The organism is Micromonospora sp. NBC_01699 (genome assembly GCF_036250065.1).
GTDB lineage: Bacteria > Actinomycetota > Actinomycetes > Mycobacteriales > Micromonosporaceae > Micromonospora_G.
The window spans coordinates 2,969,071-2,992,886 of record NZ_CP109199.1 but is presented as its reverse complement, the minus strand read 5'-3'; the positions used below and the strand labels follow the sequence as shown (position 1 = coordinate 2,992,886).

Genomic DNA, 23,816 nt, shown 5'->3' with positions numbered 1-23,816 from the left:
GTCGGATCCGGTGCGTCGGAGCGGCTCAACACGGAAAGTAAGCTTGCCCGCAGGCAGAAGGTGGCCCGGCCAGGGTCATCCTCACGCCGAGCGACCGCCGCCGCTGCGAGCCGCCCCGGCGCTGGCGGGTTTCCGCCGCGCGACGCGACCCGGACGACGGTGGTCACCGGCGGCCGACGGCGGCACCCCGCCGGCGCGCCGTCCCACTCGGGCCACGCCAGGCCGCCGCGACCTGACGATCCGAGCTGATCGCGACCCAACCGATCCGAACTGATGAGGACCCGGTGACTCAGACTGTCGACAACACCGCACAGGATCCCGCGGCCCCGGCCGCCCCGCTCTCCGCGCAGACCGGCCCGTACTTCGGGCGGTTCGGTGGGCGGTTCGTGCCCGAGGCGCTGATCGCGGCGCTGGAGGAGTTGGACGCCGCGTACCGGGCGGCACTGGTGGATCCGGAGTTCGTCGCCCAGCTCGACGAGCTGCACCGCAGCTACTCGGGTCGGCCGAGCATCCTGACCGAGGCGCCGCGGTTCGCCGCGCACGCCGGCGGTGCCCGGATCATCCTCAAGCGCGAGGATCTGAACCACACCGGGTCCCACAAGATCAATAACGTGCTGGGGCAGGCGCTGCTCACCGTACGGATGGGTAAGACCCGGGTGATCGCCGAGACCGGCGCCGGCCAGCACGGCGTGGCCACCGCGACCGCCGCCGCCCTGCTCGGCCTCGAAGCCGTGATCTACATGGGCGAGGAGGACACCCGGCGGCAGGCGCTGAACGTGGCCCGGATGCGGCTGCTCGGCGCCACCGTCATCCCGGTCACGGCGGGCTCGCGCACGCTCAAGGACGCGATGAACGAGGCCATGCGCGACTGGGTCACCAACGTGCACAACACGCACTACCTGATCGGTTCGGTGGCCGGGCCGCACCCGTTCCCGTCGATGGTGCGCGACTTCCAGAAGATCATCGGGATCGAGGCCCGGCAGCAGGTGCTCGACCTGGTCGGCCGGCTGCCGGACGCGATCTGCGCCTGCGTCGGCGGCGGCTCCAACGCGATCGGGATCTTCCAGGCGTTCCTCGACGACAGCGAGGTCGAACTGGTCGGATTCGAGGCGGGTGGCGACGGCGTCGACACCGGCCGGCACGCGGCGGCGATCAGCGGCGGCGCGCCGGGCGTGCTGCACGGCAGCCGCTCCTTCATCCTCCAGGACGAGTTCGGTCAGACCGTGGAGAGCCACTCGATCTCCGCCGGGCTCGACTATCCGGGCGTCGGGCCGGGGCACTCCTGGCTGCACGAGATCGGTCGGGGCCGCTACGAACCGGTGACCGACGCGGACGCGATGGAGGCGTTCCTGCTGCTCTCCCGTACCGAGGGGATCATCCCGGCGATCGAGAGCGCGCACGCGCTGGCCGGCGCGCTGCGCGAGGGCCGCCGACTCGGCCCGGACGGGGTCATCCTGGTCAACCTGTCGGGTCGCGGTGACAAGGACGTCGACACCGCCGCCCGGTACTTCGGTCTGCTGGACGGCGCGCCCGCGCCGGACGCCACCCCCGCACCGGCCGGGGCGGCCGACGCGGCGCACGGAGAGGACGCGGCCAAGTGACCGTCCGTACGACCATCGAGAAGGCTCGGGCCGAGGGCCGCGCCGCGCTCATCGGTTACCTGCCGGTCGGGTTTCCCGACGTCGAGACCTCGGTCGCCGCTATGCGGGCGATGGTGGCCGGGGGCGTGGACATCGTCGAGGTGGGCCTGCCGTACTCGGATCCGCTGATGGACGGCCCGGTGATCCAGCGCGCCACCGAGGCGGCACTGGCCGCCGGTACGCGTACCCAGGACGCATTCACCGCCGTACGCGGGGTGGTCGACGCCGGCGCGCCCGCACTGGTGATGACCTACTGGAACCTGGTCGACCGGTACGGCGTGGACCGGTTCGCCGCCGACCTGGCCGACGCCGGCGGCTCGGGGCTGATCACACCGGACCTGATCCCGGACGAGGCGGCGCAGTGGCAGGCCGCCTCGGACGCGCACGACCTGGACCGGGTCTACCTGGTGGCGCTCACCTCCACCCCGCAGCGGCTGGAGATGACGGCGAACGCGTCACGCGGCTTTGTCTACGCGGCCTCGTTGATGGGCGTGACCGGTGAGCGCAACTCGGTCGGGGCGGGCGCTCGAGACCTGGTCGAACGGGTGAAGGCGGTCACCGACGTACCGGTCTGCGTCGGTCTCGGGGTAAGCAACGGGATCCAGGCCGCGCAGGTCGCCGCCTTCGCCGACGGCGTCATCGTCGGCTCGGCCTTCGTCCGCGCCCTGCTCGACGCCCCCGACCGCCCCTCCGCCCTCGCCGCCGTCGAAGCCGTCGCCAGGGACCTGTCCTCCGGCGTCCGCTCCGCCTGATCCCTCGCCGGCCCAGGGACACATGTTCGGCGGTGTTCGAGCCCGTTGACGCCGCAGACGACCGCGTAATGCTGTTGGTAGACGTGGGGGTCGAAGGTCGGCAGACCACTGACCTTTGACCCCCTGCTTCCGCCGGGCGGCGGGCCATCCCGGCGAAACCGTCGGTCAGGACAGAAGCTCGACGTACCCGTCGCCGCCGCGCACGCGGATCCGCTGCCCATCGGAGATCAGCCGGGTGGCATCCAGCACACCGACGACGGCCGGTAGGCCGTACTCGCGGGCGATCACCGCGCCGTGTGTCATCAATCCGCCGACCTCCGTCACCAGGCCGGTGATGGCGACGAAGAGGGGCGTCCAGCTCGGGTCCGTGTGGGGCGTGACGAGGATGTCACCCGGTTCGAGATCGGCCTCGTCCATGTTGAGGATGACGCGGGCGCGTCCCTCGATGGTCCCGGCGGAGACCGCCAGGCCGATCAGGGCACCGCTCGGTACGTCGTCGCGTCGGTACGCCCCGGCGATGGCCTCCCCGTCGGAGGTCAGCACCCGGGGCGGGGTGAGCGCGTGGTAGGACCGGAACGCCTCCCGGCGCTGCCGGATGAGCTGGTCGTCCACCTGGTTCGCGCGCACGACGTCGTGGAACTCCTGGAACGTGAGGTAGAAGACGTCCTCCTTCTCGGCGAGCACGTTGGCCCGTACGAGGCGCTCGGCCTCTTCCAGCAGGGCCCGCTTGTAGACGAGGTAGCGGCTGACGATGCCGTACTTCGGGTACTCCCGGTAGCCGATGAAGGTCCGGACCCGGTCGATCATCCGCTTGGTCTCGTCGGCCCTGTGCTCCCCGTCCGGCAGCGCCCGCAGGCGTGACAGCACCTCCTGCGCCTTCCTCTGCGCCGCCTGCCGTCCCTGCTCGAAGCGCCGCTCGGCGGCGCCCGGCTCGAAGAGCTTGATGTTGTCGAGGATCAGGGGCACGAGCGTGGTGGGGCGTTCGCTCCAGCGCGGCCTCGTGATGTCGATCTCGCCAACGCAGCGCATGCCGTACCGGTCGAGGTATGCCTCGATGGCGTCGCGCGCCTCGGTCCCGCCCGCGACCTTCGGCAACTCGTCCAGGAAGCCGTCGTGCTCGACGTCCCGCAGGAGCGCCACCACCGCCGGGTACGGGCGGATCACGTCCGCGACGTCGAGCAGCGCCAGTCCCATCTGCGACGTGACGTTGCCGGGGGCGGACAGCGTGAGGGTGTCGGCCGCGTTCTTCTCGCCCAGCCATTCCCCCAGCCGGTCGTTGAGCCACCAGGTGGCCTCCATCCCCGCCATGATCGCCCGCATGCTCAGCGGATCGCCGAGGACTCGCCTGTGCTCCTCGAATGCCTCTAGCAGGAAGTCGAACAGCGCCGGTCCGGTCTTCGTCCGGATGTCGCGCCGCAGGGCGGCGATGGAGGTCTGGCTGCGTTCGATCAGCTCGGCGACGATGGCCGGATCGGGCTCGATCGGGGCGGACGCGCCGCTGGCCGGCGGCCCGCCGGGGCCCGCGTCCGGCAGCGTCGGGACGAAGTCGTCGCGGTCGAGGACTGTCTCCAGCGCGTCCCTGATCAGCGGATCGCCTCGCCCGAGGGCGTCCAGGAGGCCGGCGCGGCTCGCGGGCGCGGCGAGGCGCGGGGTGACGTCGACGAACAGCCTCCCGCCGGCCTCCTGCATCGGCGCCATGGCCGTCAGCCGCCACACGGAGAGCCCCAGCGGCTTCATCGGGTCGGTCATCATCTGCCCGTGACCAACGGAGACGTAGACGTGATTCTCCTGGTCGCCGGTCTCGGGGATGGGGAACAGCGTGGTGATCGGCCGGCTCTGCACGATCTGGAAGTCGTCGTCGACCAGGCACCATTCGATGTCCTGCGGGCGGCCGAAGTGCGCTTCGATCCGCCGCCCGAGCCGGACGAGCCGTACGACCTGCGCATCCGTCAGCGCCGGCTGCTCCTGCCGCTGCGGGTCGATCGCCACTTCCCGCGTACCGCCGGCCGGTAGGGGGTGGATGGCACGCTGTTTGGCGGCGATCGTCCTGGCGACGATGTCGCCGTCGCGCACCCTGAAGACGTCCGGGCTCACCAGGCCGGAGACCAGGGCCTCGCCGAGGCCGAAGCTGGCGTCCACGGTGGCGACCTTCCGGTTGCCCGTGACCGGGTCGGCCGTGAACAGGATGCCGGCCGCGTCCGGGAGGACCAGCTGCTGCACGACCACGGCCATCCGGACCGTACGGTGGTCGATGCCCTTGCGCCGGCGGTAGGTCACCGCCCGCTCGGTGAACAGCGACGCCCAGCACCGGCCGACGTGCCGCAGGATCGCCGCCGGCCCCACGACGTTCAGGTACGTGTCCTGCTGACCGGCGAAGGAGGCCGTCGGCAGGTCCTCCGCCGTCGCGCTGGACCGCACGGCGTAGGCGGCTTGCTCGCCGGACTGGGCGAGCGCGCGGGTGATCGCCGCCGCCAGGTCGCCCGGAAGGGCGATCCCCTCGATGGTCCGGCGGATCTGTGCGCTGAGCGTACGGATCGCCTCCCGGTCGTCCGGGTTCAGACGCGACAGCCGATCGAGCAGATCGTCGATCGACGGCGCTTCCGCCATGATCCGCCGGAACGCGTCCGTCGTCACGCAGAACCCGGCCGGCACCCGGACGCCCTCGATCCGCGACAGCTCGCCCAGGTGCGCGCCCTTGCCGCCGACGATCGCGACCCGCGTCTGGTCAACCTCGTGTAGATCCAACACATACTGCTCGATCATCGCGACACCGCCGGGGCAGCCATACTCCTCGGCGGTTCGAGGTCGCCGCGTCCCCCGTACATCGACAACACACCCACCTGGTGCCCCCGTTGCTCGTCGGTGCCGTGTCCGGCCGCCGATTCTGCGGCACAACCGGGGCCTTGCCGCAAGGCCCCCTGTGCGGTATACGTTAGAAGTGGCAAGGAGTGCGATCTCCTTGCCTTTGCCTTTTTCGCCCGCCGCAGGCCGAGATCCCTCGACCGCCCGGAGCGGGTCGGGTGCCCCGTCGCATCGACGGACTGTTCGGCTCTACCGGCCCCCCGGCGCTGCGGCTAGCGTCGTGACTGTGTCCGCAGCCAACCGGGTGTGCAGGAGGTCACCATGTCGGTCGAGCGCCGGGCGAAACCACCTCAGCTTCCGCCACGATGGTTCATCCGGCTGGCCTGGTCGGTGCACCGGGGCGTGTACCGGGTCTTTGCCGGCCGGGTCGGACTGTGGCGACCACGCGCCAATGCCTGGGGCACGCTGAGGCTGACCACCACCGGGCGCCGCAGCGGCCGGCAGCGCAGCGTCATCGTCGCGTACGTCGAGGACGGTCCGAATCTGGTGACGCTGGCGATGAACGGGTGGGGTGAGGGTGAGCCCGCCTGGTGGCTCAACCTACGGACGCACCCGGACGCGACCGTCGAGCTGGTCGACGGGCGGCGGCTGGTGCGCGGTCACGCCGCGACCGGCGACGAACGGATGCGACTGTGGGCCCGGTGGCGCGAGATCGACACCAATCTGGACGCGTACGCGGCGCGGCGGCCGTCCGAGACCGCGGTGGTCGTCCTGGCGCCCGGACCCGGCACGTCGGACACCTCGCGGGAGCGCTGACCCGTACAGCGCCCGGCCCGGCCGGCGACCGGCCCGGACCGCGCTGGTCCGGGCCGGTGGTGGCGGGTCAGGGGGTGCTGTAGATCTCCAGTTCCGACAGCTGGCCGGCGGGCCAGCCGGTGTTGGCGGTGAAGACCACGCGGACGTAGCGGGTGGTGGTCGCGGGCAGGGCGACGGTCGCGGTGTTGGCGCTGGCGGGGTTGAACGTGACGCTGCTCGGGCCGGTGATGGTGGTGAAGGTCGAGCCGTTGGTGCTGCCCTGCACGGTGACCGTCTGGTTGCGGGTCGCCCAGGCCGCCGACGGGGGCAGCTTCAGCACGACCCGGCGGATCGGGGTCGCCGCGCCGAGGTCGACCTGCACCCACTGCGGGAAGGCGTTGCTCGGGCTCTCCCAGTAGGTGTTCGGGTTGCCGTCGACCACGTTGGATGATCCGTAGACCTGGACGTGGCCGCTTTCCGAGGTGGGTCGGTTCAGCGCCAGGTTCGCGGTGGTCGGCGGGGCCGCGTCGGTGGTGACGGACACCGTGTTCGACGGCGACGAGACGTTGTTCGCCGCGTCCAGCGCCACGACCGAGAAACTGTACGCGGTCGCCGGGCTCAACCCACCCACCGTGTACGACGTACCGCTGGGCGAGCCGACCACGGTGCCGCCCTGGCGGACCTGGTAGCCGGTCACCCCGATGTCGTCGACGGACGCGGTCCAGGCGAGCGCGACGCTGGTCGCCGTCTTGGCGGTGACGGTCAGCCCGGCCGGTGCGGTCGGCGGAGTGCCCGGTTCGGTGACGACACCGCCGTAGACCTCCACCTGGGACAGTTGCGCCGCCGGCCAGCCGGTGTTGGCGGACGTGGTGAGCCGCAGGTGGCGCAGGTTGGCGGTGGCGAAGTTGATGGTGACCGTGTTGCCGCTGGCCGGGCTGAACTGGTAACCGGCGGCGCCGACGACGGTGGTGAAGCTGGACCCGTTGGCGCTGCCCTGTACGGCGATCGTCTGGGTACGGCTCTCCCAGCCGGCCGGCAGCCGCAGCACCACCCGGTTGACAGCGGCGCTGGCGCCGAGGTCCACCTGGAACCACTGCGGCAGGCTGCCGCTGCTCTCCCAGTAGCTGGACGGGTTGCCGTCCACCGCGTTGCCCGCCGGGTACGGGCCGTTCTGGCTGCTGGCGGTGGTCGGCTTGCCGGCGGCGAGGTTGGTCGGGCCGGGGCCGGGACCACCGCCACCGACGACCGGCTGGGTCGGGCGGACCGGGGTGAGGGCGAGCTGTCCCTTGAGCATCCGGCCGCCGTCGGCGGTGATCCGCAGGTAGTAGTCGGAGGAGCAGGCGGTGCCGTCCTCGTCGAGGGCGCGGATGCCGGCGCCGACCGGCACCCAGGCGGCGCTCTCGGCGGTCTTGGCGATCTGGTTGCCCTCGTTGTACTCGTCGAACATGGAGACGTAGAGGCCCTGCGCGCCGACCCGGATCATGTTGTAGAGGTGCCGCCAGTAGAAGTCACCGTGGTAGCGGTGGCCGGAGGAAAGGTCACCGGGCATGACGCAGGGCTGGTAGTCGATCCCGTGGGCGTTGCAGTCGGCCTGGTCGGGGACGTTGACGTTGTTGTAGAACCAGTCCAGCCCGTCCAGGGTGCCGGTCCGGCCGACCATCCACGGCGAGATCATGTTGAAGGCGTGGTAGACGTCGAGGAAGCCGGGCCGGGAGTCGTTCACCCCGGTACGCCAGTACGTCGGCACCCCGCCGATCACGTAGCAGCCCTGCGCCTTGAACCAGTTGATCACTTCGAGGCAGGGTGCCGGCGGGAACGGTCGGCCGCTGTCGTTGAAGCCGAAGCCCCAGATGCAGACCACCGGCTTGCCGTTCTGCCGGGCGTACGCGGGTGAGGCGGTGAGCGCGGACATCTTCGTGGTCCAGTCGGTCTTCAACTCGGACTGGAAGTTCGTCCAGCTCGTGACGTCGTACATGATGTAGAACTTGCGGGCGAAACGTTCCGCCGCGCCGCGGACCTTGACCGCCATGGCGTCGCGGGTGGGGCCCTCGTCGCCGAACGGGTTGAAGCGCTGGAGGGCGGCGGTGTCGCAGTTGTGTTCCTGCATCCAGCGGAAGTGGGTGTCGACGGTCTGCTGGTCGTAGGAGGAGAACAGCGCCGCCGGCTGGCCGTTGCCGAGGTTGGGGTACGCGGTGTTGTAGGTACGCGTGTACTCGCGGTTGTCCGGCCAGGAAACGATGGTGGTGTTGCTCGGTGAGGGTGACTGGAACCGGTCCCGGCTCCAGTGCCACCAGCCGCCGATCGGTGCCCCGTCGCCGGGGGCGGAGAACCAGCCCTGGTAACCCACGGAGATCTTGCCGACGACGTCGCCGGGCGGGCTGGCCGCGTGGGCCGGGCTGGCCGCGGCGGCGAGCAGCTCCGAGGTGGACACCGCGGCCAGGGCCGAGCCGGCCACGACCGAGGACATGAACCTGCGGCGGGAGACTGCCATGGGTGCACTCCCTTTCGTGATGCAGCGGGGGGTCGGTACCGCGTCGTACCGGGGGCGAGGGGTGACTGCGGGCGCGCGCCGGGGCCGTCGACCGCGGGGCGTACGCCCACGGGCCGATCACGGTCATCCTGCCAGCTTTGTTCACATGACCGCAATACAAGGATCGATGTCTGAAACATTTGGACGACCGGAAGCAAAATCCCGACCGAGGCCGTACGGGCGACGGCCGGCCGAAGCCCCACGAGCGCGAAGCAGACAAAGTCCATGAATATTTACCGACATCTTGTTTCTTCGTCGTGATGCTCGTAACCTGCGATAAACATCGGATGCCTACCCGCCTTGGCCAGGCGTAATGCTCCTGATCGGAGCGATGCCAGCCGATCCCGCCGGGATAGCTCGGATGACTGGCGCGCGAAGAAGGTGATCACCCGCAGCACTGGCGGCACCCGACCCACCCGTCCTCCTGGGGAGCAGACCGTGACCATGAGCAGATCATCGGCGGCCCGCCGCCGGGTGTTCGCCAGTATCGCCGCGGCGACGCTGGCACTCGGCATGACCGCCTGCGGCAACGACGACAACGCCGACTCGACCGACGGGTCGGTGACCATGTGGACCTTCAAGAACACCCACGTCACCGCCCTGGAACAGGTGGCCGCCGAGTTCAAGACGAAGACCGGGATCAGCGTCGAGATCGAGGCGTACACCCCGGACGACGTCTTCACCAGCAAGATCCAGAGTGCCGCGCAGACCGGTGACCTACCGGACGTACTCGAACTGCACGCCGGTGGCGAGGACCTGCGGATCGGCGGCGCCGGGCTGCTCGGCGACCTCGCCCCCGACTTCCCCGACTCCGCGCTGCAACGGTTCCTGCCCAGCACCAGGGCGGCCGGGCTGGTGACCGAGAAACGCCGGGCCGAGCAGGAAGAGGTCAAGGACGCGAAGGTCGGCAGCCTGTTCAGCGTGCCGTTCACCGCCGGCACCTTCGGCATCGTCTACGGCAACCGGGAGAAGATGAAGGCGGCCGGGCTCGACCCCGACTCCCCGCCGCGCACCTGGGAGGACTTCGTCGGCTACCTCAGGGCGACCGGCGCCGCCGACCCGAAGCAGGGCGGTCTGTCGCTGGGCCTGAAGGTGAGCCAGACCGGCTTCAACTGGATCTACGAACAGCTCGCCTTCGCGTACCTCGGACGGGCCGGCTTCCAGGCGCTGTTCGACAAGGACCCCGCGCAGGGCTTCGCCAGCCCGGACGGCCTGACGACACTGCGGCTCTACCAGCAGCTCACCCCGCACTGGATCGCCGGGGTGAGCGCACTCGGCATCGACGAGGCCGACGTCGCGTTCGCCCAGGGAAAGTCGGCGTTCAACATCGGCGGCACCTTCACCCTGGCCTTCCTCGCCCAGAACGGCATGCCGGCGGAGAACCTGGTCACCTTCCCGATCCCACCGGCCACCGGCGGCAAGGTCACCGACCTGCGACTGGCCCCGCTGGCGCTGACCGGTCTCTCGGTCAGCGCCCAGACGAAGAACCGGGCCGCGGCGATCAAGTGGATCGACCACCTCACCTCCCCGGAGGGGTCCGGCGCGTTCGCCAAGGCGTCGCTGGACCTGCCGGCGACCGACCTCGGCGACCAGGCCGCCGCCCTGCTCGGGCCGAAGCTCGCCGCGTTGCAGCAGTACTTCACCGGGCCGCCGGAGGCCACCTACGACGCGGCCGACAAGAGCTTCCGGCCGCCGGACTACGACGAGGTGCAGGTCGGCGACCCACTGGTCAGGTTCTCCCCGCTGGGCGAGACCGACCCGGCGGCCACCGCCGCGCAGCTCGACAAGGTGCTCACGGCCATGTGGCAGAAGTCCGGTTAGGACGCACAGTGGCGCTGCTGAACACGATCGACCCGTCGGGACGGCCCGGAGCCGGGCCGTCCCGACGGTCACCCCGCCGCGCCCGCCGGGCCGGGCGCCGGGCCCGGCGCCAGTGGCTGATCGGGTACGCCTTTGTCGCGCCCGCCGTCCTGCTCTTCCTGGTGATGGGGCTCTACACGATCGGCTACAGCGTCACGCTGAGCTTCGCCAAGTGGAACGGCTTCACCCCGAACTGGGAGTGGGTGGGGCTGGACAACTACCGGGACCTGCTCTACCGCGACCCGACCCTGGCGCCCGAGCTGCGGTCCGCCGCCCGGCACACCGCGATCGCGATGCTCGCCGTACCGGTCGGCACGGTGGCGGTGGCGCTACCGCTGGCCGTACTGCTCAACACCGTCCGACGGCTGCGCGGCCTGCTCCGGTCGGTCTACTTCCTGCCGTACGTGACCACCGGGATCGCGGTCTACTACGCCTGGCGGTACGTGCTCGAACCGGACGGGTCGATCAACCTGCTGCTCCGCTCGGTCGGGCTCGGCAGCCTGGCCCGACCCGAGGGCTGGCTCGCCGACCCGGACACCGCACTCGCCACCCTCATCGTGATCATCATCTGGGGCAGTGTGCCGGTGGCGATGCTGCTCTACCTCGCCGGGTTGCAGGCCATCGACCCGCACCTGCTGGAGGCCGCGCAGCTCGACGGCGCCGGTGGCGTCCGCGTGGTCCGGCACATCACCTGGCCACTGCTGGTGCCGATCACGGCGGCGATCACCCTGCTCGGCATCCGGGACACCATGCAGGGCTTCCAGATCTTCCTGCTGATGACCAACGGCGGGCCGGGCGGTCACACCGACGTGCTCGGGTTGCAGGCGTACCAGCTCGCCTTCTTCCAGAACCTGTCCCCCACCCTCGGGGTGGCCAGCGCGCTCGGCTGGCTGATCTTCCTGGCCGCGCTGCTGCTCACCGTCGTCAACGCCCGACTGCTGCGGAGCAGCCAATGAATGCCACCCGCGCCGCCACCGGCCGCCGTCCGTCGGTCGGCCGGCTGGTCGCGTACGCCGGTCTCGCCCTGTACGCCGCGGTCAGCCTCTATCCGTTCGCCTGGATGGTCTCCGGTGCGCTCAAGGACCGGGACGAGATCCTGCGCGGCGGTCACCTGGTGCCCCGCCGGCCGACCTGGGACACCCTGGCCGAGACGTGGAGCCGGCTGCACTTCTTCGACTACCTGCTGAACAGCCTGCGGGTGACCGGCCTGACCGTGCTCGGCGTGCTGGTCGTCTACAGCCTGGCGTCGTACGCGTTCGCGGTGCTGGACTTCCCCGGCCGCCGGTTCCTGTTCTGGTTCTTTGTCGCGCTGCTGTTCGTGCCCGGCATCACCGTGCTGCTGCCGCTGGTGATCCTGGAGAACCGGCTCGGCATCCTCGGCACCCACCTGGGGCTGGTGCTGCCGTTCGTCAACGGCACCGCCCCGCTGACGGTGCTGCTGCTGACCAACGCGTTCCGGACCATCCCCCGCGAACTGCACGACGCGGCGCGGGTCGACGGGGCCGGCGAGGTACGCATCTTCTGGCGGGTCTACCTGCCGCTGAGCCGCCCCGCGTTGATCACCATCGCGGTGCTGACCGCCGTGCCGACCTGGAACGAGTACGTGCTGACCCGGGTCTCGCTCAACGACGAGTCCCGCTACACCCTGCCGCTGGCGCTGGAGATGCTCGCCTCGGGCAACGTGCCCCGGTACAACGAGATCATGGCCGGCTCGCTGATCCTGGTGGTGCCGGTCATCGTGCTGTTCCTCGTCGCCCAGCGTTACTTCGTCAACGGTCTCGCCGGCGCCGTGAAGGACTGAGCCCGGCGCCGGCCACCCCGTACCGGGTCAGGGCTTGATCGCCACCCCCACCCAGGCGGGCGTGCCCTTGGCCCGTTCGACGTCGGCGGGCTCGACCAGCTCCTCCGGTTCGGGACGCCAGAACGGGGGCTGGACCAGCCCCGGCTCCAGCAGGTCCCAGCCCTCGAAGAGCCGTTCGACCTGCTCACGGCCGCGCAACGCGACCGGCGCGGTCCGCTCGCTGTACTCCTTCTCGGCCCGGACGCCCGCCGCGGTGAGCTGCGGCGGTCGCGAGGCGTGCGAGATGACCACATAGGACCCGGACGGTACGGCGTCGCGGAGCCGGGCGATGATTGCCTCCGGATCGTCCGAGTCCTGGACGAAGTGGAGCACCGCCACCAGCAGGATCGCCACCGGCCGGGTGAAGTCCAGACCGGCCTCGGTGGCCAGCCGTACCACCTCGGCCGGGTGGCGCAGGTCGCCCCGGAACGCCGACACCAGGGGCTGGTCGCGCAGGATCTCGTTGGCCTGGGCGACCACCACCGGATCGACATCCAGGTAGAGCACCCGGGCGTCCGGCGCGACCTGCGCGGCGATGTCGTGCACGCTGCCCGGGGCGAGCAGGCCGGCGCCGACGTCCAGCACCTGCCGGATCCCCGCCTCGAACACGAACCTGGCCGACCGGGCCAGGAACGCCCGGTTGGTACGCACCCAGTACGCCAACTCGGGCTGTACGGTCAGCAGCTGGTTCGCCATCTCCCGGTCCGCACCGAACGTGTGGGTGCCACCACCGATGGCGTTGTAGACCCGGGCCAGGTTCGGTCCGGTCGGATCCGTCTCGTCCGGCATCCACTGCTTGTCCTCGGACAGCCCCATCGCTCCTCCTCCGGTCGACCGGATTGATCCCCGTCACGAGGGACCATCGATCCGTTCGGTTGGGAGCCATCATCATGCCTGCCCGTGGCCGGCGACAAAATCCGTCCCCGTCAACAGAAGCGGAGCCGACCACGACGGGTGCCGGTGGGGCCAGCCGTGCCCGGCCCGTCCCCGGCACCCGTCGTCACGGCCGTCTCAGAGCAGGTGCACCCGTTCGGTGCCGCCGTCGCGGTTTTGCAGGGTGAGGCTCCCCCCGCCGCGTTCCATCAGCTCCAGCACCAGGTTGTAGACGACCAGTGCCCGGTTGATCGTGTCCGTCTTGGTGTCCCTGGTACGCGCACAGGACGCGTCGAGGGCGTCCACCGCGCGCGGGGTGAGGTTGACGGTGACCTTCACCAGCGAGCGGCTGCCGTCGCCGGCACCCGGCCCCCCCTCCTGCCCCCCGGTGCCGGGTCCGTTGCCCGGATTATTGGCTGCCCCCGCCCCGGAACCGGACGCCCCGGACGACGACTCCGGCGGCACTCCGATACCGCCCGCCCGGTCGGCCACCGCTCGATCGTCAGCCACGCTTCGCCCATCGGTCGTGGTTCGTTCGTCAGTTACCCGCGTCATGGGCGCCATCCTTTCCCGGGGCCCGGGTAGGAAGCTGTTGTCCCAGTGCCGCCTCTGGTCGTCGCGATGCGCTCCCCCGGTGTGATCACGGCAATCCCCTCGAATGACCAGTCGACTATGGACCAGGCATGACCACCGCCACAACGGCGACCACGCCCTCACAATTTTCGCCTCCGGTGGCGGTTGCTGGAGGTTATTCCCGACACCGCGCGGGCTGCTGTCAGAAATGCGACTGCCGGGCCAAGGGACGCCGGACCGACGGACCATGTGTGCGACATCGACTTAGGCGGTTGACAATCGCCGTCGCGGCGTACTCATTCAGCCATTCCACATTCACCGCAGACCTCGGCGTCGGGACTGTCATTCAAGTAGATAATCCGATCCCGCACTATTTTGCACCTATTGCCAGGACACACCCCGCCATAGGGGTACAGATGCGGGGAGGTGGAGCCAGTCAATGTATGGTCGGTAGCGTCTCGATCACACTAAGCGATCTTGATTCAGCCGTACTGGCCACGAACCCCGTTTCACTACGACAGGAGGAATCAGCAAGTGAGCCAGCAAGACGGAGCGTATCTCCGAGTCGGCGACGAGCAGACCGATGCATCGGACCCGGAGGACGCACTGACCATCCGGGGGTACACGATCGACATCCAGATCGTCGAGGACCCACAGGTCGAGATCGACGCCGAGACCCCTTGGCACCTGGCCCCCGAGGACCACAACCGGAACCGGAAAGGTCCGAATGCCCAACCCAGCAGACCAGCGCTTTGATTCCATGGTGGACAGACAGGGTCGCCTGAGGCGGATCAGGCGCAACGCCGGCCGCCACCGGGAAAGCCGGTCAGACCTCCGGCGAGCGCTCTATCGCAATCTTTCCCGGCGAGCGGCCGACACCGGGCCGACCGGGATGATCTGAACGGACCCACCGGGATATCGGTCGCTCACTGGGGAGGATGAGCGACCGATATCCTTTTCCGGCGCGGCACACAGACAACCCTCGGGCGCGGTCGTACGTCCATCTTTTCGTCACCCGCACCACTTACCGGCATCCTCGTTTCAACTGGTCCACTCCACCCGCGCCGGGGTCCGGATCCGCAGCGGGCGACGCGCCCCGGAGGGACACAGACGACGCCGGGACGCGACGGCCCCGACACCCCGACATCCCGGCCCAACGAAGCCGGCCACGCCCTCGACGCAGGCACCCGGACCAGCGCAGACATCGACAGCGGGGCCGGCGAGGGGGCCGCTACCCGGCCGGTCGCCCCGGAGCGTTTCCGGCCCGACGGCCGGGGTGCACCCGTCGCCGACCCCGGGCGCGGGCCGCTCGTCGAGGCGGCATTCCAGTTACCTTGGAAATAGCAATCATACCGACATAACCGGGCAGGCACGACAACCGGAATCACGACTCATCACATAGTCGCTGATCTGTGTCATACATTAACTCGGCCGACTGGCCACCCATCTGGGCGGCGAATTGCCGGACCTACTCCACCACCAAACGGAGGGCATGACACATGTTCACCCCAAGACAAAGTGGGCGTCGATCGGCGCCCCGACTAATCGTCGGAACAGTGTTGGCGACACTGATGACCCTGGCCACCGCCGGGGCCGCGCTGGCCGGCCCGACCACGGACGGTGTCACGGTGGCGGCGCGTACCGACGCGTTCATCCGGGACGTCGCGGGCGACGTCGGCCTGGAGCCGCACGCCCTCGACCCGATCTGGGCCAGCCCGGACATCAAGGTCTGCCCGACCGCGGTCGAATGCGCGACCAGCCAGAACCCGATCGTCGGAGTGACCAACTGGGTCTTCGTCAAGGTGAACGTCGCCGGCCCGTACGGCAGCGGCCCGAGCACCGGCTTCGTGGAGCTCTACCGGACGACGCCGGGTGGCGGCTCGACCTGGTCGAGTGAGTGGACCCACATCGGCAACAGCATCGTGACGACCGCCTACCCGGGTGTCACCACCGTGACGATCGAGTGGAACGGCGTACCCGGTCCCGGGCACTTCTGCTTGCAGGCCCGGTGGATCTCCAGCACCGACCCGATGACGTCCATCGGCCCGAACCACAGCGAGAACACCCGGAACAACAACAACATCGCCTGGCGCAACGTCGACTCGGTCAACCCGCTCCCCGGTTCCCCCCAGGTGCGTCCGTTCGCGATCGGCAACGAGACCGAGACGGTGACCAGGAACGACCTCGTCATCGCCCAGCGCGGAGAGCCGTTCCAGAACATCGGTGGCAAGATCATCGTTGACCTGGGCCCGGTCCTGTTCCCGCGTTGGGTGCAGGCCGGACGACCCGGCACGGGCATCCGCGAGGCCGGCCGCAACCAGGTGGAGGTGGTGGCGGCCAACGCCAAGATCATCGACCTGGTGCTCAATCCCGGTGAACGACCGGAGTTCAGTCTGATCTTCTCGACCACGACCGTGTCCTCGAAGCTGTTCACGATCGACGTGGTGCAGTTCGGGCAGGCCAGGGCCGGCGCACCGAAGACCGATGCCGGCGGCGTGCAGTACCTGGTACGCCCGACCCGGCAGTAACGACAGTCCGTCCGGGCTGCGGGCCGGACGTGGGCGTGGTCACCCTGGTGGGGGTGGGTCACCAGCCCGCGTCCGGCCCGTCCGTACGCGCTCAGTCGGTCTCGGGTGCCCGCGACTGCGACAACCGGCCCTCGGCCAGCCGCAGCCAGCGGTCCACCCCGATCTCGGTGAGGAACCGTTCGTCGTGACTGACCACCACGAACGCACCCTCGTACGCGTTGAGCGCGCTCTCCAACTGGCCGACACTGACCAGGTCGAGGTTGTTCGTCGGCTCGTCCAGCAGCAGCAACTGGGGCGCCGGCTCGGCGAACAGCACACAGGCCAGGGTGGCGCGCAACCGTTCACCACCGGACAGCACCCCGACCGGAAGGTGGATGCGCGCGCCCCGGAACAGGAACCGGGCGAGCAGGTTCATCCGCGCCGCCGCCGGCATCGCGGGCGCGAAGGCGGCCAGGCTCTCCGCCACGGTACGGTCGGGATCCAGCAGGTCCAGCCGCTGCGACAGGTACGCGATCCGGCCGTCGGCCCGCCTGAACTCGCCGCCCTCCGGCTCCTGGTCGCCGTTCACCAACCGCAGCAGGGTGGACTTGCCGGCACCGTTCGGGCCGGTCAGGGCGATCCGCTCGGGTCCCCGGATGCTCAGGTCGACGCCCCCGTCGGCGAACAGGGCGCGCTCGCCGTACCGGGCCTGCATCCGCTCGCCGAGGAAGACCGTACGTCCGGCCGGGACCCTGGTGTCGGGCAGTTCCAGCGTGATCCGCTGCTCGTCCCGCAGGGCGCGACCGGCCTCGTCGAGTCGGGCCTTCGCGTCACCGACCCGTGCCGCGTGGGTCGTGTTCGCCTTCCCGGCCGACTCCTGCGCGCCCCGTTTCATCGTCCCGGCGAAGATCTTCGGCAGTCCGGCGTTCCCGAGGTTCCGGGAGGCGTTGCCGGCCCGGCGTTCGGCCCGCTCCCGGGCCTGCTGCATCTCCCGCTTCTCCCGTTTGACCTCCTGCTCGGCGTTGCGGACGTTCTTCTCGGCCACCTCCCGCTCACCGCGCACGGCCTCCTCGTACGCGGTGAAGTTCCCGCCGTGGGAGCGGACCTCGCCCCGGTCGAGTTCGAGGATGCGGTCCATCCGGTCCAGCAGTGCCCGGTCGTGGCTGACCAGCAGCAGGCAGCCGGCCCAGTCCTCGACCACGCCGTAGAGCTTGCGGCGGGCGTCGAGGTCGAGATTGTTCGTCGGCTCGTCGAGCAGCAGCACGTCGGGCCGCCGGAGCAACTGGGCCGCCAGGCCGAGGGAGACGACCTGTCCGCCGCTGAGGGTGTGCAGGTGCCGGGTGAGGGCGACGTCGGCGAGGCCGAGCCGGTCCAACTCGACCCGGGTCCGCTCCTCGATGTCCCAGTCGTTGCCGATCGTGGTGAAGTGCCGCTCGCTCGCGTCACCGGACTCGATGGCGTCCAGCGCGCCGAGTACGTCGGCGATGCCCAGCACCTCGGCCACGGTCAGGTCGCCGACCAGCGGCAGGGTCTGCGGTAGGTAGGCGAGCAGCCCGTTGACGGTCACCGACCCACCGGTGGGCGGCAACTCCCCGGCGATCAGCCGCAGCAGGGTGCTCTTGCCGGCGCCGTTCGGCGCGACGACGCCCGTACGGCCGCCGCCGACGGTGAAGGAGAGGTCCCGGAAGACCGGGGTGTCGTCCGGCCAGGAGAAGGACAGGTTCGAGCAGACGATGAACGCATCGGACATGCGAGTGCCTCGGGAGTGTGATGCGGGCGACCGGGGTCACCCGGTGGAGGAACAGGGATGGGTGGAACGACGACATGGCCACGTCGGCGCTCTGCGCGCCCACCGGTGGCCGATCACGTCCGGGTGTCACCCGGAGATGTCGTCGTCACCCGCCATGTCTGGTCTCCCTGATTTCGATCGCCCTGATTCCGATCACTCGTGGGCCACTTTACCAGCGGACCCCTGCTCCCATCGGGGGCTCGGGTGGACCGGCGCGGGTGTGCCGTTCGGCGTACCCGAAGGGGTGTGCACGGACGGCGGGGGCGCCCCACCGAAGTGGAGCGCCCCCGCACGGACCGTCGGTCGGTGTTACGCCACCGCGAGCGCCGGACCGTCCAGCGTCTGCACGTCGTCGGCCTCCTCGGCCGGCCGCAGGGCCAGCGCGAGTACGTCCGCCACGTCGGCCAGGGTGTGCACGGTCAGTGCCTCGCGCACCTCGGTCGGCAGGTCGTCCAGGTCGGGCTCGTTGCGGGCCGGGATGATGACCTCGGTGAGGCCGGCCCGGTGCGCGGCGAGCAGCTTCTGCTTCACCCCGCCGATCGGCAGCACCCGACCGGCCAGGGTGACCTCACCGGTCATCCCGAACTCCGGACGGACCGGCCGCCCGGAGGCGAGCGAAGCCAGCGCGGTGACCATGGTGATACCGGCACTGGGGCCGTCCTTGGGCACCGCACCCGCCGGTACGTGCAGGTGGATCCGGCGTCCGGCCAGCGCGTTCGGGTCGAGCCCGAACTTGCGGCCGTTCGAGCGCAGGTACGACAGGGCGATCTGCGCCGACTCCTTCATCACGTCGCCGAGCTGGCCGGTCAGGGTCAGCCCCGGCTCGCCCTCCATGCTGGTCGCCTCGATGAAGAGCACGTCACCACCGGCGCCGGTGACGGCCAGGCCGGTCGCCACGCCCGGTACGGCGGTGCGCTCGGCCGACTCCGGGGTGAACCGGGGCCGCCCCAGGTACGTCTTGAGGTTGTCGGTGTCGACCCGTACCGGTCCGTCGCTCGTCGCCAGCGCGACCGCGACCTTGCGCAGGATCCTGGCCAGTGCCCGTTCGAGTTGCCGTACGCCCGCCTCGCGGGTGTACTCGGCCGCGAGGCGGGCCAGGGCCTCGTCGCTGACGCTGAACTCCTCGGCGGTCAGGCCGGCCCGGTCGAGCTGCCGGGGCAGCAGGTGGTCGCGGGCGATGGCGACCTTCTCCTCCTCGGTGTAGCCGTCGAGCGTGACCAGTTCCATCCGGTCCAGCAGCGGGCCGGGGATGGAGTCGACCACGTTGGCGGTGGCCAGGAAGAGCACGTCCGAGAGGTCGAGGTCGACCTCCAGGTAGTGGTCCCGGAAGGTGTGGTTCTGGGCCGGGTCGAGGACTTCGAGCAGGGCGGCGGCCGGGTCACCGGCGTAGCCCGCGGAGATCTTGTCGACCTCGTCCAGCAGGATCACCGGGTTCATCGAACCCGCCTCGCGCAGCGCCCGGACGATCCGGCCGGGCAGCGCGCCGACGTAGGTACGCCGGTGACCCCGGATCTCGGCCTCGTCGCGGATACCGCCGAGGGACACCCGGACGAACTTGCGGCCGAGCGCGTGGGCGACCGACTCGCCGAGGCTGGTCTTACCCACCCCGGGCGGGCCGGCGAGGGCGAGCACGGCACCGGAGCCACGGCCGCCGACCACCTGGAGGTTGCGGGTGGCGCGACGGTTGCGCACCGCCAGGTACTCCAGGATCCGGTCCTTGACGTCGCTCAGGCCGGCGTGGTCGGCGTCGAGCACCTCGCGGGCCGCGGCCAGGTCGGTGTTGTCGTCGGTCCGGGTCGTCCAGGGCATTTCCAGTACGGTGTCGAGCCAGGTGCGGATCCAGCCCGCCTCCGGGGAGGCGTCACTGGCCCGCTCCAGCCGACCGACCTCGCGCATGGCCGCTTCGCGTACCTTGTCGGGCAGGTCGGCGGACTCGACCCGGGACCGGTAGTCGGCCGAGCCGTCCGGCTCGTCCTCGCCCAGTTCCTTGCGGATCGCGGCGAGCTGCTGCCGGAGCAGGAACTCGCGCTGGGACTTCTCCAGCCCCTCGCGTACGTCCGAGTTGATCTGCTCGGTGACCTCCTGCTCCGCCAGGTGGGCGCGGACCCAGCCGACGAGCAGTTCGAGCCGCGTCGTCACGTCCGTCGCGGCGAGCAGTTCGGTCTTCTGGGCCAGGGTGAGCCAGGAGGTGTAACCGGCCGAGTCGGCCAGTTCGGAGAGGTCGGTCATCCGCTCCAGCGCGTCGATGACCTGCCAGGCGCCACGCTCCTGGAGCAGCGACGTGGTGAGGGCCCGGTACTCGCGGGCGAGTTCCTTGGCCCGGCCGCTCGGGGCGGGTTCGTCGAGCTCGGTCGCCTCGACCCAGAGCGCCGCTCCGGGTCCGGGCACGCCGGAGCCGATCCGGGCCCGGGACACGCCCCGGACCACGGCTGCCGGCTCGCCGCTGGGCAGCCGACCGACCTTCTCGATCAGGGCGACAACGCCCATGGAGCCGTATTCCCCGTCCACCCGGGGTACCGCGAGAACTTTCTTGTCACCGGCCGCGCGAGCGGCGTCGACGGCAGCCTGGGTGCTCGGGTCGAGGGTCACCGGGATGACCATCCCGGGCAGCAGGACTGCGTCGGTCAGGGGCAGAACCGGAAGAGTTGCCATCGAACACCTGCCATCGTTTGAGTTGAGCCTGTACGACTCAAGTAACAAACCGTGCCCCGTGTTCCGTGCTGTGGCGCAGGCCACATCCGGCCCGTACGCCGGGACCCGACCTTTGTTGACCTTCCGACGAACCGGACCCTAGGGTCCTGAGCGGAATTCGCCTTCGCGATTCGCACGGGGTTGGTCGGGCGCGTTGGTCGCCGGCCGGATCGGGAGCACCAGTTGCGTAGAGGACTTGCCGTCATCCTGGCCGCCGCCATGTCACTCACCGCGTGCGGCGGTGCGGACGGCTCCGCCACCGGCGGCGGGACCGGGATCGGGCACCGGGAGATCACCGTCGGGGTGATCCCGATCCTCGACGTGGCCCCGATCTATCTCGGCATCCAGCAGGGATTCTTCGCCGAACGCAAGCTGAGGGTCAAACTCGAACCCGCCCAGGGTGGCGCCGCGATCGTGCCGGCCGTGCTCTCCGGCCAGTTCCAGTTCGGATTCAGCAACAACACCTCGCTGCTGCTCGCCCAGACCCGCGGGCTCCCGCTGAAGATCGTGGCGCCGGGCTCCTCCTCGACCGGTACGCCCGGCCGGGACTTCGCCGGGGTGGTGGTCCCGGACGGCAGCCCGATCAGGTCCAGCGCCGACCTGTCCGGCCGATCGGTGGCCATCAACACCCTGAACAACATCGGCGACACCGTCGTACGCGAGGCGGTCCGCAAGGCCGGCGGCGATCCCGCAACGGTGAAGTTCGTCGAACTGCCGTTCCCGGAGATGCCGGCCGCCGTGCTGAGCGGCCGGGTCGACGCCGCGTTCGTGGTCGAGCCCTTCCTGACCATCGCCCGCAACCAGCGGAGCCGGGACATCTCGTCGGCGTACGCGGAGGCGACGGCGAACCTCTCGGTGGCGTCGTACTTCACCTCGGAAGACCTGATCGAGTCCGAACCCGCCCTGGTCGAGGCGTTCACCGAGGCGATGGTGGAATCGCAGGCGTACGCCGCGTCGCACCCGGACGAGACCCGTCAGGTGCTGTCCACGTACACCTCCATCGGGGCCGACCTGATCCCCACCCTGACGCTGCCCTCCTTCGCCGCGAAGATCAACCGGCAGTCGGTACAGGCGCTCGCCGACATGGCCGAGCGGGACGGCCTGGTCACGAAGCCGCCGCAGGTGGACGCGCTCTTCCGGTGACCGCGACGGGAACCTCTACCGCCACCGGGCCTACCGGAAAGTGCGCACGGCATCGATACCGGCCGACGGGTCGCGCTCCGCATACTGAAACGAAAGGCGGCGGCGACGAACACGGCGACACCGGCGGCGGCGCGGGTGTGGACCGGCAGGAGGAGCGAACATGGGCGGGACCGGAGACGAGGAGAAGCTCGACCTGGTCGTCCGGCGCCGGGAACAGGCTGCCGACGGCGTGGTCCGGCTGACCCTGGCCCAGCCCGACGGGAGCGCGCTGCCGGACTGGGCGGCCGGCGCCCACATCGACGTGATCATGGATGACGGCACCACCCGGCAGTACTCGCTCTGCGGCGACGCCGCCGATCCGGGGCAGTGGACGATCTCGGTGCTGCTGGAGCCGGCCTCCCGCGGCGGCTCCCGGTTCATGCACGACACCCTGAGGCCCGGCCATCCCGTACGGGTGCAGGGCCCGCGCAACCACTTCGCGCTCGAACCGGCACCCCGTTACGTCTTCGTCGCCGGTGGCATCGGGATCACCCCGATCCTGCCGATGCTCGCCGCCGCCGAGACCGCCGGTGTGCCGTGGCGGCTGGTGTACGGCGGCCGGACCCGCTCCTCGATGGCCTTCGTGGACGAGTTGACCGAGCGGTACGGCGACCGGGTGACGATCCGGCCGCAGGACGAAACCGGGCTGCTCGACCTCGACGACATCCTGGCCGACCCGGACCCGACGACCCTGGTCTACTGCTGCGGGCCGGAACCCCTGCTGCTCGCCATGGAAGCGGCCTGCCGGCAGCGGCGGCCGGGCACCCTGCGGGTGGAACGGTTCGCCCCCAGGGAACAGGGCGCGCCGGTCCTGGACGGTTCGTTCGAGGTCGAACTCGCGGCGTCGGGACTGGTGCTGACCGTACCGCCGGACCGCTCGGTGTTGGCGACGATCGAGGCCGCCGGGGTGGACGTGAACTACTCCTGCACCGAGGGGACCTGCGGGACCTGCGAGACGAGCGTGCTCGCCGGGGAGCCCGACCACCGGGACTCGCTGCTCACCGAGGAGGACCGGGCGGCCAACAACCGGATGTACATCTGCGTCTCCCGGTCCCGGGGGCGGCGACTCGTACTCGATCTCTGAGCGGGCTCGGGCGGACGTCGGGGGTGCTCACCCCGTGCCAGCCCGAAGGGCGCGGGCGGGGGCAGGGCTGGGCGATTTCCCCCGGCCCTGCCCCCGCGGGGTGTTCTGATGGTGCTGGTGGCCGAAGGTCCACCGCCGCTCGCGATGCCGGCGGCCGTACCCGCCGGACGAGAGGACACGATGCGCACACCCGTCGGAGTCGACGCGCGCCGGACGGGCGGCGACCCGACCCGCGCGCCGTCCGGCGGCGGCTGAGCGGGGCGCGCGGGTGGACCAGCTCAACAACGCGCTGTCCAACCTGTCCGGCTGGCCGCTGCTGGTCATCGTCGGGCTGCTCGCGTTCGGCGAGTGCGCGGCCTTCATCGGGCTGATCCTCCCCGGTGAGACGGCCCTGCTGATCGGCGGTGCGCTCGCCGCGACCGGTCGGACCAACATCGCCGCGCTGGTCATCATCGCGGCGGTGTGCGCCGTCGTCGGGGACAGCGTCGGATACGAAATCGGTCGCCGGGTCGGGATGCCGCTGCGGCACAGCCGGTTGGGGCGGTGGGTCGGCGAGGAACGCTGGCAGCGGGCGGAGAGGTTCATCCACCGCCACGGCCCGTCCGCCGTCATGCTCGGCCGCTGGGTCGGGGTGCTGCGGGCGCTGGTGCCGGCGCTGGCCGGGATGACCCGGATGCCGTACCGCAGGTTTCTCGCCTTCAACGTGATCGGCGGGGTGACCTGGGCGACGGCGGTGATCCTGATCGGCTATGTCCTCGGCGCGTCGTGGCAGAAGGCGCAGAGCTACCTCGGCGAGGCGAGCGTGGGGCTGGCGGTGGCCGTGGTGCTGGCGGTGGTCGTCCGCTGGTTGATCGTACGGCGACGCAAGCGGCGGCACGACCACTGACCGGTCCCCCGT

At 70.5% G+C, this 23,816-nt stretch carries 18 protein-coding genes; 12 read left to right on the top strand and 6 right to left on the bottom strand.

All coding sequences use genetic code 11. The annotated features are described in order from the left end of the window. Positions 1–284 precede the first annotated feature (284 nt). Together trpB and trpA are read left to right on the top strand one after the other, a co-directional pair. Positions 285–1,601 carry a tryptophan synthase subunit beta gene (trpB, locus tag OG792_RS13385; RefSeq protein ID WP_329109810.1) on the top strand — a complete coding sequence of 439 codons (1,317 nt, stop codon included), beginning with the start codon at positions 285–287 and terminating at the stop codon, positions 1,599–1,601. After that, positions 1,598–2,392 (top strand): tryptophan synthase subunit alpha, encoded by a 795-nt coding sequence (gene trpA, locus OG792_RS13380; protein WP_329109809.1) that lies wholly within the window; start codon positions 1,598–1,600, stop codon positions 2,390–2,392. Before trpB ends, trpA begins: the two co-directional genes overlap by 4 nt. A gap of 165 nt (positions 2,393–2,557) precedes the next feature. Here the strand turns inward: trpA and rph are convergent, their stop codons facing one another. Further along, positions 2,558–5,155 (bottom strand): rifamycin-inactivating phosphotransferase, encoded by a 2,598-nt coding sequence (gene rph, locus OG792_RS13375; protein ID WP_329109808.1) that lies wholly within the window; start codon positions 5,153–5,155, stop codon positions 2,558–2,560. Between the two features lie 360 nt (positions 5,156–5,515). Here rph and OG792_RS13370 point away from each other — a divergent pair, with 360 nt between their 5' ends. After that, a complete protein-coding gene (locus tag OG792_RS13370; protein WP_329109806.1) occupies positions 5,516–6,010 on the top strand; it encodes a nitroreductase/quinone reductase family protein in 495 nt (164 codons plus the stop codon). Positions 6,011–6,077: 67 nt separating this feature from the next. On the opposite strand, the gene OG792_RS13365 is transcribed toward OG792_RS13370, so the two are convergent. After that, on the bottom strand, positions 6,078–8,480 hold the full coding sequence (locus tag OG792_RS13365) for a galactose-binding domain-containing protein (protein WP_329109805.1): 2,403 nt from the start codon (positions 8,478–8,480) through the stop codon (positions 6,078–6,080). Between the two features lie 483 nt (positions 8,481–8,963). On the opposite strand from OG792_RS13365, the gene OG792_RS13360 reads away from it, so the two are divergent. The 3 genes from OG792_RS13360 to OG792_RS13350 are packed head-to-tail and all read left to right on the top strand — an operon-like array spanning position 8,964 to position 12,180. Further along, entirely contained in the window at positions 8,964–10,340 is a 1,377-nt protein-coding gene (locus OG792_RS13360; protein WP_329109804.1) for an ABC transporter substrate-binding protein, read from the top strand. 8 nt (positions 10,341–10,348) lie between these two features. After that, positions 10,349–11,335 (top strand): carbohydrate ABC transporter permease, encoded by a 987-nt coding sequence (locus tag OG792_RS13355; RefSeq protein WP_329109802.1) that lies wholly within the window; start codon positions 10,349–10,351, stop codon positions 11,333–11,335. Continuing rightward, positions 11,332–12,180 (top strand): carbohydrate ABC transporter permease, encoded by an 849-nt coding sequence (locus tag OG792_RS13350; RefSeq protein ID WP_329109800.1) that lies wholly within the window; start codon positions 11,332–11,334, stop codon positions 12,178–12,180. Before OG792_RS13355 ends, OG792_RS13350 begins: the two co-directional genes overlap by 4 nt. 27 nt (positions 12,181–12,207) lie before the next feature. Here OG792_RS13350 and OG792_RS13345 read toward each other — a convergent pair whose 3' ends face one another. Together OG792_RS13345 and OG792_RS13340 are read right to left on the bottom strand one after the other, a co-directional pair. Beyond that, complete coding sequence (locus OG792_RS13345) at positions 12,208–13,035, bottom strand: SAM-dependent methyltransferase (protein ID WP_329109799.1); 828 nt, start codon at positions 13,033–13,035, stop codon at positions 12,208–12,210. Positions 13,036–13,230: 195 nt separating this feature from the next. After that, positions 13,231–13,602: a hypothetical protein gene (locus OG792_RS13340; RefSeq protein WP_329109797.1), complete on the bottom strand. Its 372-nt coding sequence runs from the start codon at positions 13,600–13,602 to the stop codon at positions 13,231–13,233. A 597-nt stretch (positions 13,603–14,199) separates the two neighbouring features. Here OG792_RS13340 and OG792_RS13335 point away from each other — a divergent pair. Further along, entirely contained in the window at positions 14,200–14,421 is a 222-nt protein-coding gene (locus tag OG792_RS13335; RefSeq protein WP_329109796.1) for a hypothetical protein, read from the top strand. 800 nt (positions 14,422–15,221) lie between these two features. Next, positions 15,222–16,193: a hypothetical protein gene (locus OG792_RS13330; RefSeq protein ID WP_329109795.1), complete on the top strand. Its 972-nt coding sequence runs from the start codon at positions 15,222–15,224 to the stop codon at positions 16,191–16,193. Between the two features lie 91 nt (positions 16,194–16,284). Here the strand turns inward: OG792_RS13330 and OG792_RS13325 are convergent, their stop codons facing one another. Beyond that, positions 16,285–17,922, bottom strand: a complete 1,638-nt coding sequence (locus OG792_RS13325; protein WP_329109794.1) for an ABC-F family ATP-binding cassette domain-containing protein — start codon at positions 17,920–17,922, stop codon at positions 16,285–16,287. Between the two features lie 348 nt (positions 17,923–18,270). After that, entirely contained in the window at positions 18,271–20,613 is a 2,343-nt protein-coding gene (lon, locus tag OG792_RS13320; protein WP_329109793.1) for an endopeptidase La, read from the bottom strand. Between the two features lie 222 nt (positions 20,614–20,835). Between lon and OG792_RS13315 the strand changes: the two genes are divergently transcribed. From OG792_RS13315 to OG792_RS13300, 4 genes are all read left to right on the top strand, one after another. After that, on the top strand, positions 20,836–21,795 hold the full coding sequence (locus OG792_RS13315) for an ABC transporter substrate-binding protein (RefSeq protein ID WP_329109792.1): 960 nt from the start codon (positions 20,836–20,838) through the stop codon (positions 21,793–21,795). 160 nt (positions 21,796–21,955) lie between these two features. Next, positions 21,956–22,918, top strand: coding sequence for a PDR/VanB family oxidoreductase (locus OG792_RS13310; RefSeq protein WP_329109790.1), 963 nt, complete (start codon positions 21,956–21,958; stop codon positions 22,916–22,918). A 108-nt stretch (positions 22,919–23,026) separates the two neighbouring features. Next, on the top strand, positions 23,027–23,173 hold the full coding sequence (locus OG792_RS13305; RefSeq protein WP_329109789.1) for a hypothetical protein: 147 nt from the start codon (positions 23,027–23,029) through the stop codon (positions 23,171–23,173). Between the two features lie 13 nt (positions 23,174–23,186). After that, positions 23,187–23,804: a DedA family protein gene (locus tag OG792_RS13300; protein ID WP_329109788.1), complete on the top strand. Its 618-nt coding sequence runs from the start codon at positions 23,187–23,189 to the stop codon at positions 23,802–23,804. Positions 23,805–23,816 lie beyond the last annotated feature (12 nt).

What these genes read in the sequence shown, in the direction of transcription:
- rph (WP_329109808.1), bottom strand. Translation starts at nt 5,155, where the DNA reads ATGATCGAGCAGTATGTGTTGGATCTACACGAGGTTGACCAGACGCGG.
- OG792_RS13370 (WP_329109806.1), top strand. Translation starts at nt 5,516, where the DNA reads ATGTCGGTCGAGCGCCGGGCGAAACCACCTCAGCTTCCGCCACGATGG.
- OG792_RS13365 (WP_329109805.1), bottom strand. Translation starts at nt 8,480, where the DNA reads ATGGCAGTCTCCCGCCGCAGGTTCATGTCCTCGGTCGTGGCCGGCTCG.
- OG792_RS13360 (WP_329109804.1), top strand. Translation starts at nt 8,964, where the DNA reads ATGAGCAGATCATCGGCGGCCCGCCGCCGGGTGTTCGCCAGTATCGCC.
- OG792_RS13350 (WP_329109800.1), top strand. Translation starts at nt 11,332, where the DNA reads ATGAATGCCACCCGCGCCGCCACCGGCCGCCGTCCGTCGGTCGGCCGG.
- OG792_RS13345 (WP_329109799.1), bottom strand. Translation starts at nt 13,035, where the DNA reads ATGGGGCTGTCCGAGGACAAGCAGTGGATGCCGGACGAGACGGATCCG.
- OG792_RS13325 (WP_329109794.1), bottom strand. Translation starts at nt 17,922, where the DNA reads ATGTCCGATGCGTTCATCGTCTGCTCGAACCTGTCCTTCTCCTGGCCG.
- lon (WP_329109793.1), bottom strand. Translation starts at nt 20,613, where the DNA reads ATGGCAACTCTTCCGGTTCTGCCCCTGACCGACGCAGTCCTGCTGCCC.
- OG792_RS13310 (WP_329109790.1), top strand. Translation starts at nt 21,956, where the DNA reads ATGGGCGGGACCGGAGACGAGGAGAAGCTCGACCTGGTCGTCCGGCGC.
- OG792_RS13305 (WP_329109789.1), top strand. Translation starts at nt 23,027, where the DNA reads ATGGTGCTGGTGGCCGAAGGTCCACCGCCGCTCGCGATGCCGGCGGCC.